The sequence below is a fragment of the Stieleria neptunia genome, assembly GCF_007754155.1.
GTDB classification, from domain to species: Bacteria; Planctomycetota; Planctomycetia; order Pirellulales; family Pirellulaceae; genus Stieleria; species Stieleria neptunia.
The window spans coordinates 6,282,920-6,300,792 of sequence record NZ_CP037423.1; the positions used below are offsets into that span (position 1 = coordinate 6,282,920).

Annotated in this window: 12 protein-coding genes; 7 read left to right on the forward strand and 5 right to left on the reverse strand. The window is 59.3% G+C overall.

The window, feature by feature from the left end; translation table 11 throughout:
• Positions 1-121 precede the first annotated feature (121 nt).
• Complete coding sequence (locus Enr13x_RS21950; protein ID WP_231743699.1) at positions 122-1,525, forward strand: Gfo/Idh/MocA family protein; 1,404 nt, start codon at positions 122-124, stop codon at positions 1,523-1,525.
• Between the two features lie 831 nt (positions 1,526-2,356).
• Here the strand turns inward: Enr13x_RS21950 and Enr13x_RS21955 are convergent.
• The gene (locus Enr13x_RS21955) at positions 2,357-3,250 is read right to left on the reverse strand and encodes a hypothetical protein (protein ID WP_145389030.1); all 894 of its coding nucleotides are present in this window, start codon (positions 3,248-3,250) and stop codon (positions 2,357-2,359) included.
• A gap of 449 nt (positions 3,251-3,699) precedes the next feature.
• On the opposite strand from Enr13x_RS21955, the gene Enr13x_RS21960 reads away from it, so the two are divergent.
• From Enr13x_RS21960 to Enr13x_RS21985, 6 genes are all read left to right on the forward strand, one after another.
• On the forward strand, positions 3,700-4,599 hold the full coding sequence (locus Enr13x_RS21960; protein WP_145389031.1) for a DUF2202 domain-containing protein: 900 nt from the start codon (positions 3,700-3,702) through the stop codon (positions 4,597-4,599).
• 270 nt (positions 4,600-4,869) lie between these two features.
• On the forward strand, positions 4,870-6,219 hold the full coding sequence (locus Enr13x_RS21965; RefSeq protein WP_145389032.1) for a sensor histidine kinase: 1,350 nt from the start codon (positions 4,870-4,872) through the stop codon (positions 6,217-6,219).
• A gap of 165 nt (positions 6,220-6,384) precedes the next feature.
• Positions 6,385-7,716, forward strand: a complete 1,332-nt coding sequence (locus Enr13x_RS21970) for a sigma-54-dependent transcriptional regulator (protein ID WP_145389033.1) — start codon at positions 6,385-6,387, stop codon at positions 7,714-7,716.
• 178 nt (positions 7,717-7,894) lie between these two features.
• Positions 7,895-9,508 (forward strand): ribulokinase, encoded by a 1,614-nt coding sequence (locus Enr13x_RS21975; protein WP_145392582.1) that lies wholly within the window; start codon positions 7,895-7,897, stop codon positions 9,506-9,508.
• A 143-nt stretch (positions 9,509-9,651) separates the two neighbouring features.
• Positions 9,652-11,760, forward strand: a complete 2,109-nt coding sequence (locus tag Enr13x_RS21980) for a hypothetical protein (RefSeq protein ID WP_145389034.1) — start codon at positions 9,652-9,654, stop codon at positions 11,758-11,760.
• A gap of 120 nt (positions 11,761-11,880) precedes the next feature.
• Positions 11,881-12,570, forward strand: coding sequence for a metallophosphoesterase family protein (locus Enr13x_RS21985; protein ID WP_145389035.1), 690 nt, complete (start codon positions 11,881-11,883; stop codon positions 12,568-12,570).
• Positions 12,571-12,598: 28 nt separating this feature from the next.
• On the opposite strand, the gene Enr13x_RS21990 is transcribed toward Enr13x_RS21985, so the two are convergent.
• The 4 genes from Enr13x_RS21990 to Enr13x_RS22005 form a co-directional block, all read right to left on the reverse strand.
• Entirely contained in the window at positions 12,599-13,951 is a 1,353-nt protein-coding gene (locus Enr13x_RS21990; RefSeq protein WP_197455278.1) for a sulfatase family protein, read from the reverse strand.
• Between the two features lie 116 nt (positions 13,952-14,067).
• The gene (locus Enr13x_RS21995; protein WP_145389037.1) at positions 14,068-15,261 is read right to left on the reverse strand and encodes a Tm-1-like ATP-binding domain-containing protein; all 1,194 of its coding nucleotides are present in this window, start codon (positions 15,259-15,261) and stop codon (positions 14,068-14,070) included.
• Positions 15,262-15,263: 2 nt separating this feature from the next.
• The gene (locus tag Enr13x_RS22000; RefSeq protein ID WP_145389038.1) at positions 15,264-16,124 is read right to left on the reverse strand and encodes a phosphoenolpyruvate hydrolase family protein; all 861 of its coding nucleotides are present in this window, start codon (positions 16,122-16,124) and stop codon (positions 15,264-15,266) included.
• Positions 16,125-16,226: 102 nt separating this feature from the next.
• Entirely contained in the window at positions 16,227-17,723 is a 1,497-nt protein-coding gene (locus Enr13x_RS22005; RefSeq protein ID WP_145389039.1) for an arylsulfatase, read from the reverse strand.
• Positions 17,724-17,873: the final 150 nt, after the last annotated feature.

Genomic DNA, 17,873 nt, shown 5'->3' on the forward strand with positions numbered 1-17,873 from the left:
GGTTTTTATGCGGAGGCAATTCGCCGCGACGACTCAAGACTGCCTCTCCGAAGAACGCCTATAATGCTGGGCGACCGACATCATGCGTTCCATCGCGCCCCACCCACACGGAGCAACGGTTGTGAGCAACAAGACATCCTGTGACCAACAGACTTCCAAGCGTGAAACTGTCTCGCTTCCGCGGCGGCGATTGTTGCAAGCCGGTGCGGCATCGATTGCCTCGGGTGCACTCGGCGTCAAGGCGTTTGGGGCAGCCGATCGTCCGGTCAAGCGCGTCGGGCTGATCGGCGCGGGTTGGTACGGCAAGAGTGACCTGTGGCGGTTGATTCAAGTGACGCCCGTCGAAGTCGTTTGCATCTGCGACGTCGATCAACGGATGCTCAATGAAGCGGTTCAAATCGCCAGTGAACGTCAGCCGTCGGGGAAAAAGCCGAAGACGTACATCGATTACCGCGAGATGCTGAACGAAAACCGGCTGGACATCGTCGTCATCGGCACGCCAGACCATTGGCACGCGTTGCAAGCCATCGCGGCGATGGAATCGGGGGCGGATGTGTACGTCCAAAAACCGATCAGCGTCGACGTGCTGGAGGGCGAAGCGATGGTCGATGCGGCCCGGCGACTGAACCGCGTCGTCCAAGTCGGCACGCAGCGCAAGAGCACTCCGCACTTGATCGATGTGAAAAAACAGGTCGTCGAAGCGGGGCTGTTGGGCAAGATCGGTCACGTCGAAATGTGCTGTTACTATCACATGCGGGCCAACGGCAATCCCGACGTGATGCCGGTGCCGGATCACCTGGATTACGACATGTGGACCGGTCCCGCTCCGCTAAGACCCTATGACGGGTTGCCGCACAAACGATGGTGGCGAACCTTCACCGAATACGGCAACGGCATCATGGGGGACATGTGTGTCCATATGCTGGATACCGCCCGCTGGATGTTGGGGCTCGGCTGGCCGAATCGCATCGCGTCCACCGGCGGCATCCTGGTTCAAACCGATGGCAAGTCGAATATTGCCGACACGCAGAGCGCGACGTTTGAGTTCGACGATTTCAACGCCCAATGGACCCATCGCAGCTGGGGTTCGCCGACCGATCCCGATTATCCTTGGGCGTTGTTCATCTATGGTGAAAAGGGCACGTTGAAGGCGAGCACGATGCGGGCGGACTTTATCCCGCAAGACAAACGCGCCAAACCGCTCCATTTCGATTGCTTCTTCGAGCGAGAAAAGTACCCCGAAGATTTGACGGAGAAGGACATCGAACTGAACGCGGCCCCGGCGACGCGTTTACACATGCTGGATTTTCTCCAGGCGATCGAAAACCGCAGCCGCCCGGTGGCCGACATCGAAGAAGGCCACATTTCGACGGCGAGCTGTATTTTGGCGAACCTCTCGATGCGGCTCGGAGGGCGACCGCTGGAATATGATCCAAAGCAACGTGTGATCCTGGGCGATGAAGAAGCGACCATGCTGCTTCGACGTGACTATCGCGAACCCTGGCAGCATCCGTTTGCGGATTGAGCACAGAGCGAGGCAGCATCGGTATCGACACACCGGAAGTCACCCTCCCTGGCAGGGAGGGTCGAGCGAAGCGAGGGGAGGGTCGATTGGTTGTGATGAGGTCAGCGGACCGTTGTACGACCTCCTTTCCAGGTCGTCGTCGGAAGTCCAACGGACGACGGCCCGGAAGGGCCATCGTACTCCGAAAGCGGACCGTTGTACGACCTCCTTTCCAGGTCGTCGTCAGGAGTCCAACGGACGACGGCCCGGAAGGGCCGTCGTACTCCGAAAGCGGACCGTTGTACGACGTCCTTTCTAGGTCGTCGCCGGCAGTCCAACGGACGACGGCCCGGAAGGGCCATCGTACTCCGAAAGCGGACCGTTGTACGACCTCCTTTCTAGGTCGTCGCCGGCAGTCCAACGGACGACGGCCCGGAAGGGCCATCGTACTCCGAAAGCGGACCGTTGTACGACGTCCTTTCCAGGTCGTCGTCGGAAGTCCAGCGGACGACGGCCCGGAAGGGCCATCGTACTCCGAAAGCGGACCGTTGTACGACGTCCTTTCCAGGTCGTCGCCGGAAGTCCAGCGGACGACGGCCCGGAAGGGCCATCGTACTCCGAAAGCGGACCGTTGTACGACGTCCTTTCCAGGTCGTCGTCGGCAGTCCAACGGACGACGGCCCGGAAGGGACGTCGTACCTGGAAAGCGGACCGTTGTACGACGTCCTTTCCAAGTCGTCGTCAGGAGTCCAACGGACGACGGCCCGGAAGGGCCGTCGTACTCCGAAAAACTGGAGGCCTCGCGCCCTACCGCTAACCATACTCGACAGCGGATCGCGATCGGGGTTTCGATCAACGCTTCGGCGGTGCGTGGTTCTTGGGCAGCTCCGAGTAGCCGTTCTTGATGAAGAGCGAAACGACTTTGGCATGTTCCTGCAGCAGCTTGGCGACGTAGGCGTCCTTTGACGTTTCCCGGACCAGCACGCCATGCTCGGTGTGTTCCACATCCATCTTGATCTTCTTCGCGTTGGCGAAGATTTCGCGGAACAAGGGGTCTCGCATGCGGATCGGATTGACGTGTTCCATCCGGTCGTACATCGATTCGACGTGTTTCTGGATCCGTGCGGCCACATCTTCGTCGTCCGATTCGGTCAGCGTTTCGATGCCGTTGGGCAAATTCTTGACGGTGCGTCGGATCGTTTCTTTGTGTTCGATCAAGAAGAAAAAGTCTTCGTGATCGATGTCATGCTGGGCGTCATGGCCATGTCCGCGTCCCATGCCGGGCCCGCCCCGCATCGCGGCTCCCTTTCCCAGCGGCTGGGGCTGTTTCGCGGCAACGGTTTCGGCGTCCGTCCGCACAGCGGCGCAATCGGTGCATTCCTGTTTGCATTCATCGTCGCTACAAAACTGACACGACTTCCCTGCTTCCTTTGCGGTCGCGTCAACGTTTGCGGCTTTGTTTCCCGCGTCGGCACACTTGCCGCATCCGGCTGCGGCGGTCGGATTCAGACAACCACTGCATTGCGGGGCGTCCTCTGAGTCCGAGGCTGCCAAACAGCAAGCCGGCTTGGCATCGGATTCCTTTCCCGTATCGGCCGCGGCGGCCTTGTCCAGGCAACACGATGGCGTTGCCGCGGCCGGTTTGTCGGCCGCTGCATCGGAGTCACTCGGGGGCGCGCCGGTCAATCCCGAGGCCAGGACAAGCAGAACGGTGAACGTCGCGGACAGCCAGACAAGCATCTTCATGGTTTTTCCTTTTGGGTTCGCCCCGTCGACCGGAGCCACAGTGGATGGTTTTGACAGATCAATAGGCAACCACCGTGCCGTTGGCGTCGGAATCTGCGAACTGGGGAGGACGCGTCCCGCCGAAAAACAGCATGAAACACGGAAATCCCCGGTGTCTTGGAGCGCATTCTTTTTCAATCGATTTCCTGTTTTGTCGCCGATCGTCGATCTGACCCTGAACGCCAACCCCAACTGCGCAAAAATTGCAGGGTCAACGGGGACGTCTCCTGCATTCCTTGCAGGGCAGTGGGTTCTAGCACGAGCGATAAAGCGAACGGCGGCACCGAAATGACGGACGTTTTGCCGCGGATCGACCGAACGGACGGATTCCCGGGTCCCGCCGCGGATCGCGGCATTGCATTTGCTTCCCTAGTTCCCAGACAAATCCATCAACCACCGAGGTGATTGCCATGAAACGGTTACCAATCTTTCTCGCCGCCATCGCGATGCTCACGATCGTGCTCCCGCTGACTGCCAGCGCTCAACAACGCAAAGGAAGAGCGGGTGCCGGGCAGGGCACCGGACAGGGCCGTGGTTCTCAGCGAGCCATCAATCAATCGCGATCGGGAAATCCCGGCAATGGTTCCGCGCAACCATCCAACCGCGGACGACAATCAACGCCGCTGTATGACTTCAACGACAACTCGATCGACCTGCTCCGCTTGTGGGAAGAGGAGAAACTGGCGCGCGATGTTTACAACAAGCTCGCGGAGACATCGAGCGAGAGGGTGTTCCGCAATCTTTCACGCGCCGAAAGCCAACACATGCAGTCTGTGGCGAGGCTGATCGGAGGCAGCGGGATTGGGCTGCAACGATCCAGCAACACCCCGGGCGTGTTCGTGACACCCGAATACCAACGGCTGTATCAGACCCTGATCGCCGAGGGCAGTCGCAGTCCGTTGGACGCACTGAAGGCGGGCGCCAAAATCGAAGAAATGGACATCGCCGACCTCCGCAAACAACTGGCCGCCACCAGCGTTCCCCAGACCCGTCAGGTGCTGGAGCGTTTGATGCAGGGTTCGCAGAACCACCTTCGCGCGTTCGCATCCCAGATTGCATCGCAGGGATCCACCTACACGGCACAGTTTCTGACCCAGGCTGAGTTCGATGCGATCGCAAACTCCAGCGGCAACGGCAACGCACGCCAGGGCGCCGGTCGCGGCGGCAACGGTCGCGGCGGCAACGGTCGCGGCGGCAACGGTCGCGGCGGCAACGGTCGCGGCGGAGGTGCCGGAAACGGTGCCGGCGGTCAGGGCCCTGCTGCCGGCGGTCGGGGCCCTGGTGCCGGCGGTCAGGGCCGAGGACTTTGACGTTCAAAGGTGCGAGCGAAACGGCGCGAGCGAAACGGCGCGAGCGAAACGGCGCGAGCGACCTGTCAATTTTAGCCCGCACGCGTTAGCAAGGGGTCACGCGGCGTCCCTCGCATAACAATGATCGGAAGCAAAGTGGGATAGGCTTCCGGCCTGTCGATGCCGAAATGACAGGCTGGAAGCCTATCCCACTCCAATTGTACGGTTTGGCCCACGACGCCAGCCCTCTCCGTTCTACAATGCCCCATCCCCAATGCGAACAGGAAAACGATGCAGCCCATCAACCGCACACGAATTCCCAAGCCACGGATCGTCGGTCTGGTGGTACTGGTCGGTTTGTGGGTGATGTTTGCGGTGTGGCAGCGCGCCGAGCATGTCCATCAATGTCGACTGATCCACGCGACGCTCTCGTCACAAGGGGATGCGTTGTCGACCGCGGTCAGCAACTCGATTCAATCGCATCGTTGGTTCAGCCCATTTGTTCGGCAACAGCTTCCCTCGACGCTCGAAACACTCGCTCGATCGACCAACGTGCTTGCCATCGCCGTCGTCGCCAATGGCAACGTGGAACAGTCGTACGTTGCGGGGGACGAACGCCTGATCGCGTATGAGTTGCCCGTGGGGGAACATGTCGTCGAGAACACGTTGCAACGGGTCCGCGAATTTCAGATGCAAAACGATCCGCCGATGCCGGGAGGATTGTCGGTGGCGATGGAACGGCGGGGCACGGAGTCGTTTCGATCGGTTGTCGTGCTGGATCGGACGGAAACGATGTCCCAGTTTTACCTCGAAGCGCGAAGCCGGATCCTGATTTTTGTGCTGGGAACGCTGCTGCTGGCCTCGATCGGTGCGGTCTGGCAATTCACGGTCCGGCTGGCCCAATCCGAAGGCAAGACGCGATTGCTGACCGCCGAGACGAGGCATTTGCGGGAATTAGGACAAGCGGCGGCGGGACTTGCCCACGAAACACGAAATCCGTTGGGATTGATTCGTGGCTGGACGCAGCGATTGGTCGACGCGGGATTGCCTGAACCGGACCAGCAGGAACAGGCCGAAGCGGTCATCGAAGAATGCGACCGCGTGACCGCGCGGATCAATCAATTCCTCGCCTTTGCGCGGCAATCCGAACTTCAGATTGAAGCGATACCGATGGAAGACTTGGTGGCGGAACTCAAGACGCTGCTTCAGTCGGATCTGGATGCCAAGGACTTGGATCTGGAAACAGTGGGTCTGGAGGTCCAAGCCATTCAGGCCGATCGTGACCAACTTCGCCAAGTGTTGTTCAATCTCTTGCAAAACGCCATCGCCTTTGCGCCCGAGCACAGCAAGATTAGACTTTCGATGCGGTCGTCGCATAGCGGCACGTTCCGAATCGAAGTCGCCGATCAGGGTCCCGGTGCCAGTGAACAAATTGTCGACACCCTGTTCGAACCTTATGTCACGCGGCGGCCCGGCGGCACAGGGCTGGGGCTTTCGATCGTTCGACGCATCGCCGGTGCGCATGACTGGGACGTCGGCTACAGGCCCGGTGATGGGGACGGCAGCGTGTTCTGGATCGACGGCATTCGCGGCGCATCAACGGTGTCAAATGGCAATCCAATGGCTTCCGTCAACCGGTAAAGGCGACGCTGTGAAGCATTGGTTAGCGGTCGGGCGCGAGCCCTCCGGTGTTTTGGCAAAGATGACGAACCGGAGGGCTCGCGCCCTGCCGCTATAACCTCAAGAAACACATCGGTAAAATGCTTCACGGCGTTGCCGTAAAGGTTCCTGGTCAACATCGGACACATGAAGAAACCCGCGCCAGCCCAACCCGTCTTGATGATCGTCGACGACGAACCCGCCCAGCGCGAACTGATGGGTGGTTTTCTGCAACGTCAGGGGCTGGAAATCATCGAAGCGTCTTCCGCCGAATCGATGCTGGAATTGTTAGATGTACGTCCGCCGGACATGATTCTGTTGGACGTGCGACTGCCGAACATGAGCGGCATCGAAGCGCTGCCGAAAATACGTCAACGCCTGCCGGCCGTCCCCGTTGTGCTGATCACCGCGTTCGCCGATGTCCGACAGGCGGTCGACGCGGTCAAGCGCGGGGCCGACGATTATTTGTCCAAACCGATCGATTTGGAAGAGTTAAAGGTGTCCGTCTTCGACGCGTTGGGCATGCGATCGGTCGGCGATCCCAAGAGCAAACTGACGCTGCCGGAACTGCCGACGGAGTTTGTTTGTGAAAGCAGCGCGATGCGAGGCTTGATCGAAACCATCGCTGTCGTCGCGCCCTCGGACGCTCCGATCCTGATCCAGGGACAAAGCGGATCCGGGAAAGAATGGATCGCCAAACTGATTCATCAGTGGAGCCATCGTGCGAAGCACCCCATCGTGACCACCAATTGCGCCGGTCTGTCCGCCACCTTGGTCGAAAGCGAACTGTTCGGCCATGTCAAAGGGGCATTCACCGGCGCATCGGAAAACCGTTTGGGCATGTTTCGCTCGGCAGCCGGCGGCACTCTGTTTTTGGATGAAATTGGTGAGATGCCGTTGGAGATGCAACCCAAATTGCTGCGCGCGTTGGAGACCCATCAGGTCACGCCCGTCGGTGCAGATCGAGCGGTGGAGGTCGACACGCGATTGATCGCCGCGACCAACCGCAACCTGCAGGACGAAGTGACCGAGGGGCGTTTTCGGGAAGATCTGTATTACCGGCTGAACGTGGTGGAATTGATCGTTCCGCCGCTTGCCGATCGACGCGAAGACATCATTCCACTGGCCAGACAATTTGCCAGTCAGTTCGCCAATCGCCAGGTGCGGTTTTCGCCCCAAGCCTCTCGCGCCATGCTCGCCCACACTTGGGTCGGAAACGTACGTGAGTTGAGGAACGCGATTCAACGCGCCTGTTTGCTTTGCCAGGGCGATGTGATCCTGCCCGAACATTTGCCCGCCCACGTCGCCGTCGACCAGCGCGCGGAATTGCCCGATGCGGGGCGTTTGTCTCAAGTCGAACGGGCGACGATTCTGGCGACACTGGAAGAATGCGACGGGAATCGAACCAAGGCAGCCAAAGTTCTGGGCATCAGCCGCCGCGCGTTGATCTACAAATTGCGCGACATCGACGACGGATGATTTCATCCGGCATGATGTTGACGTGAAAGTCCCCGGCATCTGAAAGGCGACCGCTTTGTCGGGTACGATGACCGTTCCGGGCTTGCCTCCAGAGGACTCTACTCGACGACCTAGAAAGGACGTCGTAGGATAGCGTTTGACGATGCGTCGCACTCCGAGCCTGTTCAACTGGAAACCGATGACCGCTGTTACTGATTCTGTCGCGTTGGGATTGGATTTTGGAACCGAGTCGGCCCGCGCCGTGATTGTCGACCGGAACGGAAACGAGCTCGCCGTCTGTGAGAGCGCGTACCGTCATGGGCAAATCACCGAAACCCTGCCGACCAGCGGCGCCGCACTGCCGCTACACTTCGCACTGCAACATCCCGCGGACTGGATCGAATCGGCAGCCGACGCGACACGAAAGGCGATCGAGCAATCCGGAATCGATGTCGATCGCGTGGTGGGCATCGGCGTCGATTTTACCAGTTGCACGATGTTGCCGACCACCACCGATGGGACGCCGTTGTGCGCGCTGGAACGATTTCAAAACACTCCGCTGGCTTGGCCAAAGTTGTGGAAACATCACGGCGCGATCGAACAAACCGATCGCATGAATCAAATCGCCAAAGAACGCAACGAGGCGTTCATGGATCGATACGGTGGGACGATCGGTTTGGAATGGTTCTTTCCCAAAATGTTGGAAACCATCGACAAGGCACCGGAAGTCGCGGAAGCCGCCGAGGTTTGGCTGGAAGCCGGCGACTGGTTTGTCTGGCAATTGGTGGGCTGTGATGCGACTGAATTGCCCCGATCAACCTGCCAAGCCGGCTACAAAGCGCTGTGGTCTGCCGAAACGGGATACGCATCGGACGCTTACTTCACAGCCGTGGATCCGACCCTGGCCGCCGCGGCGCGCGACAAAATGCCTGGCCGAATGTTGTCGCCGGGCCAGTTCGCCGGAACGCTTTGCAATGCGTCGGCCGACCGACTCGGATTGCCCGCCGGAATTGCCGTCGCCGCTGCCACGATCGACGCCCATGCGGCAGTGCCTGGGGTCGGTGAAGCCGAACCGGGGACGCTGGTCATGGTGATGGGAACCAGCAGTTGCCATATGCTCAATGCCCGCCAAGGCAATCCGGTCGATGGGGTGGCAGGGATCGTCGACGGAGGCATTTTGCCGGGGATGTTCGGCTATGAAACCGGGCAAGCCGCTGTCGGCGATGCGTTTGCCTGGTTGTTGAAATTGCTGAACCTGGATTCCTTTGATCAACTCGCTCAAGACGCGATCGCGTTGCCGGCCGGTGCCGACGGCGTGATGTGCTTGGATTGGATGAACGGCTGTCGCACACCGTTGATGGACGGAACGGTCAAAGGTGCCTTCAGTGGACTTACCCTGGCGACCACTCCGGCACACATGTATCGGGCACTGTTGGAGGCGTCTGCGTTCGGCGTGCGGTGGATTGTGGACGTGCTGCGCGACGGCGGAATCCCCGTCCAGCGGTTTGTCGCAAGCGGCGGATTGCCACACCACAATCCCGCCGTCGTCCAGGTCTACGCTGATGTGCTGGGCAGCGAAATCGAAGTGCACCCGTCGCAACAGGGACCCGCAATCGGCGCAGCCGTGTTGGGCATGATCGCAGCCGGCGAGTCCAAGAGCGGTTTCACCAGCGTCGCCGATGCCGCTCGCGCGATGGCAGCCGTTCCTGAATCCCAAAAGCAAATTGTCAAACCGAATCTTGATCACGAAGCAAGTTATCGTGAACTGTACCATCGCTACCGCAAGCTGGCCGATGTGATGCAGACGCTGTAGCGTTGCTGATGCGTTGGACGGCGGGCGGAAAGAACCGCGGCTGAGAAAAGGATGCAGAATGATGCGGGGGCAGAATGATGGCGAGATAGAATCATTTGTGGCAGGACGAGGTGACCAGCACACAATCACGTTGAGGGATGATCATGCGACGAGACAAGTTTGCCGGCCCTCCCTGTCTGGCGCTGATTTGTATTGGCGTCGCGGTGTTTTTTCCGCCGACCGCAACGGCGAACGATGAACCCGGCGTCGCCGAACCGAAGCGACCGACGACGATCACGCAGCTGATCGACGATTGGTTTTGGCCGGATCCCTACAGTCATCTCGGGCACGTGCGATCCAACGGTGCGGGTTGGGAATGGGTCCGCATCGCCGGCGACAGCAGGGCCGGAAGCGACGCCGGATTGTCGGCCAAGCAAGTCACCGCGATCGCAGCGATCTATCGCCAGGCCGGAGCAAGCACTCCGCCAGGGACACAAGCGGACCGCAAGCATCACTGGCGGCGGGCGGAGTCCAAGGCGCGGCAGTTGCTCAGTGAAACACAACAGCATCGAATCGACCAATTGGTCATCCAACGTCGCGGATACCGAGCGTTTCTCGCCCCCGATCTTACAACGCGGCTCGATCTGTCAACCGATCAGAGTGCAAGGATCCGAGACGCGATCGCCAATCACGGCAAGAGGATTGCCGAGTACACGCGCCGACTGAAGGCGGAAACCGATCGAACCGGTAACGAAGTCCAACCGACCAGCAAACACGAGGAACTCCGTTTACAGACGGCGCGACGCGAAAAAGTTCAACTCGGATGGCTTTCGCATCAACAGACATGGAACGACATTCGGGAGATTTTATCGCCCGATCAAGCCAAGCAATTTCAGGAACTTCGCGGTGCCCGTCCTGGAAAACCCATCGCAAAATCGATCGCTGCAGCAACCCGATCAACCGTAAACGCCCAACAAACTCCAGACGCCACGGCCGATCCGCCCGCGTCGCAGCTTGGTCATCCGCAGCGCGTTCGGACCGCCGAGGAACAGGTGGCATTGGAAGACATCAAGAAACAACTCCGTGATCGTCTTCTAGAAGATCTCAACGCCGCCGAAAATCGCAGTCCGGGTTCTGTGATCCAGACGTCCTATGGTGATGGACCGCCGGCCAAGGGGTCACCGCAAGCCCTGTTCCGTTCGATGGTCCCGCCGACGTACCGGGAATACATCCGGCGGCATCCCAAGCTGCATCAACTCGAATTTGATCGTGACGCATCCGTCTTTGTCTCCGAAGAAACAACTGCTCTGCTGGACCAGGCCTTGCCGATTTCGCTCGACGCGGCGATTGACCTGATGCTGAACGCTCCCGTTCGGCCCGCCAGGCTGGCTGCGGAACTGATTCGACAGCGACGCACCAAGCTCTCGGTGGAACAATGGACCCAGATCGTCAACGGGTACCAATTTGTGCCCGCGATCCGAACAGCGTATCCCGTCGGGGTTCCCGTCCAGGTCTGGGGAACCGGTGCGATCCCGTTCGGATTCTTGTTGTTTGATGATCCAGCCATCGCCGGAGTCGTGACGAAGACGCATTCACGTTTGGACGGCAAATCGGCTGCAACAACGATCGCCGGCGGCTGGCGGTGCAATTTGCCCGGCGTTTCACTCGGCGACGAGTCGCTCGGAAACCACACGGTCGAGTACCAACTTGACTACACCTTGACCGTCGCCGCGCAGACCACCACCGGGCAACTCAGTTCGGGAAAGATTCCATTGACGATCGTTCCCGACCAACCCGATACGCTGGCTGCCGTGATGTCGGATCAACTTCGGGAAATCGTTTCGTCTGCGATTACAGCCTTGCCGATCGCCCGAGGGAGGGAGCGTGTGTATTCCCGGTCGGCCGGAGCGGGAGAATTCGAACGCGTGGCGAAACTTCGAATTCCGTATTTGGAGCTGAAGCGTCCACTGCCAGTGGGCTTGGCGATGACGGTCGACGTCTATTTTGCGGATTCCGATCAGCCACATTCGCGGCCCGAGTGGGTGGTTCCCGCGGGTGAAATCAGCCGGTACGAAGTGGAGGGCATGATCGGCGACGCACGACTGGTCCAAACCCTTTCCGAGCGGGCTGATCCAGAGGGACTGGTTGACGCGCGAGTCGTCCTGACACCTTCACGCGGCACCGCGCTGTCGCACGCGTTGTTGAATTCGTACTATCCCGAATCGATCGAGATTCAAGCTCAGTGGCAACTCTTGTCGTTCGACTCGGACTAGTGCTTTGTCAGCTTTCAATTTGGCTTTGTACAAGATCGAAGAACGTGGTATCACTTTGACCAGGCCGTCGAGCGACGGATAAAATGGAGCTTTGATCAAAGAATTGTTGGCGTTGCGGAAATGCGTACACTGGCGATCGGGGACATTCATGGATGCTATCAGTCGCTGAAGCGATTGGAATCGGCCGCGCAGTTTTCTCCGGATGATCAAATCATCACGTTGGGGGATTTCGTCGATCGGGGTCCCGACACGCGCAGCGTGCTGGACTGGTTGATCGATCGCCAGGACCAAGGTCTGGTCGCACTTCGCGGCAATCATGAAGTGATGATGCTGGCGGCAAAGAAGTCATTCAACCGACATGTCGAGTGGCGCGCCTGCGGTGGCGATGCGGTCTTGTCGTCATACGGAATCGACCATGTTGAACAGATCCCCAAACGACATTGGGAATTCCTGTCCACTCGGCTGAAGCCGTACCATGTCGGCGAGAACCATTTCTTCGTTCACGCGAACGCTTACCCCGAAATGGAATTAGACGAGCAACCGAGCCACATGCTCTATTGGGAATCATCCGCCGAGCGCGCACCACACCGATCCGGGCGAGTGATGGTTTGTGGGCACACGCCGCAACGCAGCGGCGCACCGCTGGACATGGGACATGCCGTGTGTATCGATACGGCGGCGTGTAAAGGCGGCTGGCTGACCTGTCTAGACGTCGATGCCGGCTACTGTTGGCAAGCCAATGAACAGGGCCAGACGCGAAGTTTCTGGCTCGATCAAGGACCGTACGGGGCACAACTGGAACGCGCCTGAGCGATCGCGTTTTCGGTCCGATACCGGCCTAGTTGCCGTGGAACGCCTGCATCTCGCGGACTAACCGAGCGACCACCTCGGGATGCTGCTCGGCGATGTCATGTTGCTCACCGAGATCGGCCTCCAGATCGAACAACAACGGTGTGTCATACCTTGTCACCGACCGTCGGCGACGGGTCACCGGATCGGTGGGCAGCGTGCTTGCGACGTGAATCTTGTAGCGGCCGGATCGGAACGCATTTTGATGATAGGCCCATGTCTGTCGTCCACTCGGCTTGCCCTCGAGCAGCGTGGGGCTGAGATCGGTCGAGATGTACCCAGGCTTGTCGTTGGGTTGATCGCCGCCGGTGAGCGTCGCAAACGTTGCGTAAAGGTCCAGGTTCGCTCCGATGCCGTCGATCGTGGCCGGCTTGATCGTTCCGGGCCAATAGAAGATCGTCGGAACACGCTGGCCGCCTTCCCAAGTCGTCGCTTTCTCGCCACGCAGAGGACCGGCGGTTCCACCATGCGGGCCGAAACAGGACCAAGGGCCGTTGTCGCTTGTAAAGACGATCAACGTTTCCTTCTCGATCCCCATCCGACGAACCGTCTGGACCACTTGACCGACCGACCAATCGATTTCTTCCACCACGTCTCCAAACCGGCCCCCCGCACTTCGGTTTTGAAACTCGGGTGACGCAAAGATCGGCGCGTGCGGCATGTTGTGCGCCAGATACAGAAAGAAACGATTGTCTTTCTGTTGCTCAATCCATTTCACCGCTTCTTCGGTGTAACGGCGTGTGAGCAGTTCCTGGTTGACAGGAAACTCGACGACTTCGCGGCCACGAATCAGCGGGACCGGGAACGAGAATTTATCACAATTGTCAAACACCTCGCGCGTTTGTTTCTTGCCCGGCGGGGGCGGCACGTCGTTGCTGCCCGGGGTGCCGTAGTGAGAATCGAAACCACATTCCAAGGGATGCATCGGGTCGACGGTAAAGTCTTTGGGATAACCGGCCAGGTGCCACTTGCCAAGAATGGCCGTCGCATAACCTTGCCGTTTGAGCATCGCCGGCATCAGGGCACGACGATCGTCCTTCAATCCGTTTGCCTGGCGCGGAATGAACACGGGATGTCGGCCGCTCATCAATCCTTTTCGGCTCGGAACACAGGTGGACCCGGAAGAATAAAAGTTCGTCCAACGCTGGCCTTCGGCGGCAAGTCGATCCAGATGAGGCGTTTTGTTCTTTGAGTTTCCGTAGCACGCCAGATCGCCGTAGCCCATGTCGTCGACAAAGATCAAAACAATGTTGGGTGCCGGTGGGGCGGCGTGCACAGCCGATGAAAACATTGCGCTGACGGACAACAGCATCAAACTCAGCAGGGCGAATCGATCTTTCATGGTCTGGGCGGGATGGTGAGGGGGAGGAAACGCTTGCGGTTGGAAAATTTGACCGGGGGCGACCATCGTAGCCCATCGCCACCCGAGATGCATGACTTCCTCGGTCGCAACCAGCGTTAAACACTGGCCAACCGCCGCAACAGCTCGTTGGCGGCAGCCGAGGCGAACGCTTCGTCGTTGATTTCACACTCGATTCGAATCACCGGCTTGTCGGTTTTTCCAATCGATTCAAACAAGGCGGCATCGGCACGTGGATCATAAAACGGCTGCCCTTTGGCGCTGATCACGCTGATCGCCTTGGTCGGGATCATGACGGTCACGTTGTCGCCGTAGCAGCCCAGTCGATCGGCGAGGGTGCGTCCGAGTCGCGCCGATTCTTCCGGGGTCGTTCTGACCAAGGTGTTGTCGGGATTGTGTTCGTAGATCAGGCGCGACCGGTAGCGGTCCGGGACGGTGTTGCGAGGGCCAAAGTTGGCCATGTCCAAACATCCCGGCGCGATGACGGTCGGCAATCCCGCTTTTCCCGCAGCTTCCAGCCGATTCGGTCCGGCGGACATGATGCCGCCCAGCAATTCATCGGCCAGCTCGGTCGTCGTGATGTCCAACACGCCGGCAACCATCCCGCTGGCGATTAGATCTTCCATCGCCCGCCCACCGATGCCGGTCGCGTGAAACACCAAGACCTCGTAGCCGGCGTCATCCAGAATCGGTTTTGCGATCTCGATGCACTTCGTCGTGTTGCCGAACATGCTGGCGACGATGATCGGTTTCGCCGCGTCCGACTCGACTTCCGCCTGGACCATGCCGCAGATCGCACCCGCGGCGCGCGTGAACACGAGTTGCGAAATGCGATTCAGCCCCGCGACATCAACGACGCTCGGCATCATCAAAATGTCTTTGGTGCCGATGTAAGCAGACGTGTCGCCGCTGGCGACGGTCGAGACCATCAACTTGGGGAATCCGATCGGCAGGGCGCGCATGGCGGCAGTCGCGATCGACGTTCCGCCACCACCACCAAGCGAAACGACCGCGTCGATCCGTCCTTCCGCAGCCAATTTTGGCAACACCGCCGCCGCCGCGCGTCCCATCAACGTCACGCAGGCTCCACGGTCCCCGGCGATCGGTTTCAAGTCCGCTTCGATGCTCGCCAACAGCTGGTCGCGCGTGACATCGGGCGTGATGCGCGGCGGACCGCCGGTCCCCACGTCGATCGTCAGGACGGCGAATCCTTGGGCACGAATTTTCTGGGCGACAAACTCCAACTCGTCGCCTTTGGTGTCAAACGTCCCGAGTACGGCAATCGCTTTCATCGCTAACGCACCGGAATCTGCTTGAACTCTCGAGTCAATTTCAGCAACGACTGCTCAAAGGCCATTCGTTCCAGACTGCTTGCGCCGACGAATCCGACCGCGTCGGTGTGTTGATTGATGTAGGCGGCATCGTCGGGGCCACAAATGGGACCGCCGTGGGAGAGCAAGAAGATGTCGTCGCGCACGGTTTTTGCGGCATCGCAAACCTCCTGCGTGCGTTTGGCGGCGTCTTCGATCGTGCAACTGGCATCCGTGACGCCGATACTGCCACCGATCGTGGTACCGACGTGGGCGATGATCGCGTCGGCGCCCGCCTTGGCCATCGCCTCGGACTCTTCGGCCGTCGCGACATAGACGATGCTGAACAGGTCCATCTGTCGTGCCAGGGCGACCATTTCGACCTCATGGGAAAAACTCATCCCGGTTTCCTCCAACACCTGCCGAAAGTTTCCGTCGACGATGGCGTGGGTTGGAAAGTTGTTGACGCCGGAAAACCCCATCTCTTTGACTTTGCCCAACCAATGCCACATCCGTCGTCGCGGGTCGGAGGCGTGGACACCGCAGATGACCGGTGTTTCTTTGACGATCGGCAGCACTTCGTACTCGCCGATCTCCATCGCCACGGCGTTGGCGTCACTGTAGGCCATCAACCCGGCGGTGCTACCGTGACCGGCCATTCGGAAACGGCCGGAGTTGTAAATGATGATCAGATCCGCGCCGCCCTGCTCAAGAAACTTGGCGCTGATGCCGATGCCGGCGCCCGCGGCGAGAATCGATTCGCCGCGGTCAAGGGTCGCGTGCAATCGCGCCACCACCTCTTCGCGTGTGTACGGGTTTCCTGTTCCAGTCCACGGGTTTGGCATTGCAGAAGCTCGTTCAATAGGGCGGCGAAATTCATCAGGTTGACCAGGTCCGAAAGGATAATGCAATCGAATCCGCTCAACCCACCGCGAGCGAAAAGGGGGTCAACGCTCGTCGTAGATCTTCATCGGAAAATCCGGTTCGAACGTGCGGTCGTTGATGAAGGCAAGTTCGAGCCGTTTGACGATTTTCGGATGGGACTTGGCCAGATCCTTGGTTTCAGAGGGATCGTCTGCAATGTTGTAAAGCTCCCAATCGGCTGCTTGTTTTTGATTGATGTTGCGGCGAATGGCTTTCCAGTCGCCGTCCCGGACTGCAACGATTCCGCCGTAACCGTTGAAATTCCAAATCAGGGGTTTCGAGCGTTGCGTTTCTTTCCCCTGCACCAATCCGACCAGACTGACGCCGTCAAGTATTTGCTGCTCGGGAAGCTTGGCGCCGGCGATCTCAGCCAACGTGGGAAACCAGTCCGGGAAGTACGATGGAAAATCATTCTCACTTCCTTCGGCAACCTGACCGGGCCATCGGACCAGGCAGGGGATGCGAATGCCGCCCTCGTAGCAGCTGCCCTTGTACCCGTTCAGTCCGCCGGTGGAGTTGAAGAATTTGCAGGCCGCTCCACCGACATGGAACTCGGGATTGCGGCTGCCATGCGTCGGACCGTTGTCGGACGTGAAAATCACGACCGTGTTATCGGTCAAACCGTGCTTGTCCAGTTGATCCAGAATCGTTCCGACGTGTTCATCCAAGTCGGAGATCATCGCGGCGTAGGCGGCTCTCGGTCGCGGGTGCGGCAGGTAACCGTTCTCGCCCCGATACGGTCCGTGCTGGTCGTCCCACTCCGTCGGATACTTGTCGATCCATTCTTGGGGCGGCTGCATGGCGACGTGAGGCTCGACGAACGGACAATACAAAAAGAACGGATTGTCCTTGTTCTTTTCCAGGAACTTGACGGCCTCCTGCAGAATCAAATCCGGCGCATACGTTTTCGCCCGATAGTCATCCGCGACCACTTCCCCGTCCGGTTTGCGGTCGTGGCCGGGGATCGGATACTTGTTGATCTGAACTTCTTTTTCGTCGCTGTCCAAGAACGGGGGGAAATAGCTGTGGGCGTTGCGTTGGCAGTTGTAACCGAAGTAGCGATCGAATCCCTGTTTGATCGGTGAACCGGTTGTGTTGGACGGACCGAGCCCCCATTTGCCAAAGGCACCGGTCGCGTAGCCGGCCTCGTGCAACACCTCGGCGATCGTGACGACTTGTTCGGTGATCGGAAATTGTCCGGGATAAATGCGTCCGTTGCCGGAATCTCGGTTGGTGCGGATCTCGGCGTGCCCCAGATGCTGGCCGGTCATCAGGGTGCAGCGTGCCGGAGCACAGACCGGCGCTCCGGTGTAGTGTTGCAGGAAACGCATCCCGTCTTTGGCGAGCCGGTCGATATTGGGTGTCCGAATCTTTTCTTGACCGTAGCATCCGAGTTCACCATAGCCGAGATCATCAGCCAGGATAAAAACGATGTTGGGGGTTTTGGCCAGGCCAGATCGCGGGATAACGCCGATCAAGACAACGGCGGCGATCATCAACAAAAAACGCATAGCGGGCATCTTCAGGATGTTGCGAATGAGGGACGTGAGGGATCGGTGCGACGCAAAACCAAGTTGCGGTTTTGGACCGGTCGCTTTCGAGCAGTGTAACCGATCCATGGAGCGAATTGCCCATTGACGACTCTCCAAACGGCAAGATCGTTCGATGAT

Excerpts from the sequence above, each read along its gene's own strand:
- Enr13x_RS21955 (WP_145389030.1), bottom strand. The coding sequence starts at position 3,250 with ATGAAGATGCTTGTCTGGCTGTCCGCGACGTTCACCGTTCTGCTTGTC.
- Enr13x_RS21960 (WP_145389031.1), top strand. The coding sequence starts at position 3,700 with ATGAAACGGTTACCAATCTTTCTCGCCGCCATCGCGATGCTCACGATC.
- Enr13x_RS21965 (WP_145389032.1), top strand. The coding sequence starts at position 4,870 with ATGCAGCCCATCAACCGCACACGAATTCCCAAGCCACGGATCGTCGGT.
- Enr13x_RS21970 (WP_145389033.1), top strand. The coding sequence starts at position 6,385 with ATGAAGAAACCCGCGCCAGCCCAACCCGTCTTGATGATCGTCGACGAC.
- Enr13x_RS21975 (WP_145392582.1), top strand. The coding sequence starts at position 7,895 with ATGACCGCTGTTACTGATTCTGTCGCGTTGGGATTGGATTTTGGAACC.
- Enr13x_RS21980 (WP_145389034.1), top strand. The coding sequence starts at position 9,652 with ATGCGACGAGACAAGTTTGCCGGCCCTCCCTGTCTGGCGCTGATTTGT.
- Enr13x_RS21985 (WP_145389035.1), top strand. The coding sequence starts at position 11,881 with ATGCGTACACTGGCGATCGGGGACATTCATGGATGCTATCAGTCGCTG.
- Enr13x_RS21990 (WP_197455278.1), bottom strand. The coding sequence starts at position 13,951 with ATGAAAGATCGATTCGCCCTGCTGAGTTTGATGCTGTTGTCCGTCAGC.
- Enr13x_RS21995 (WP_145389037.1), bottom strand. The coding sequence starts at position 15,261 with ATGAAAGCGATTGCCGTACTCGGGACGTTTGACACCAAAGGCGACGAG.
- Enr13x_RS22000 (WP_145389038.1), bottom strand. The coding sequence starts at position 16,124 with ATGCCAAACCCGTGGACTGGAACAGGAAACCCGTACACACGCGAAGAG.
- Enr13x_RS22005 (WP_145389039.1), bottom strand. The coding sequence starts at position 17,723 with ATGCCCGCTATGCGTTTTTTGTTGATGATCGCCGCCGTTGTCTTGATC.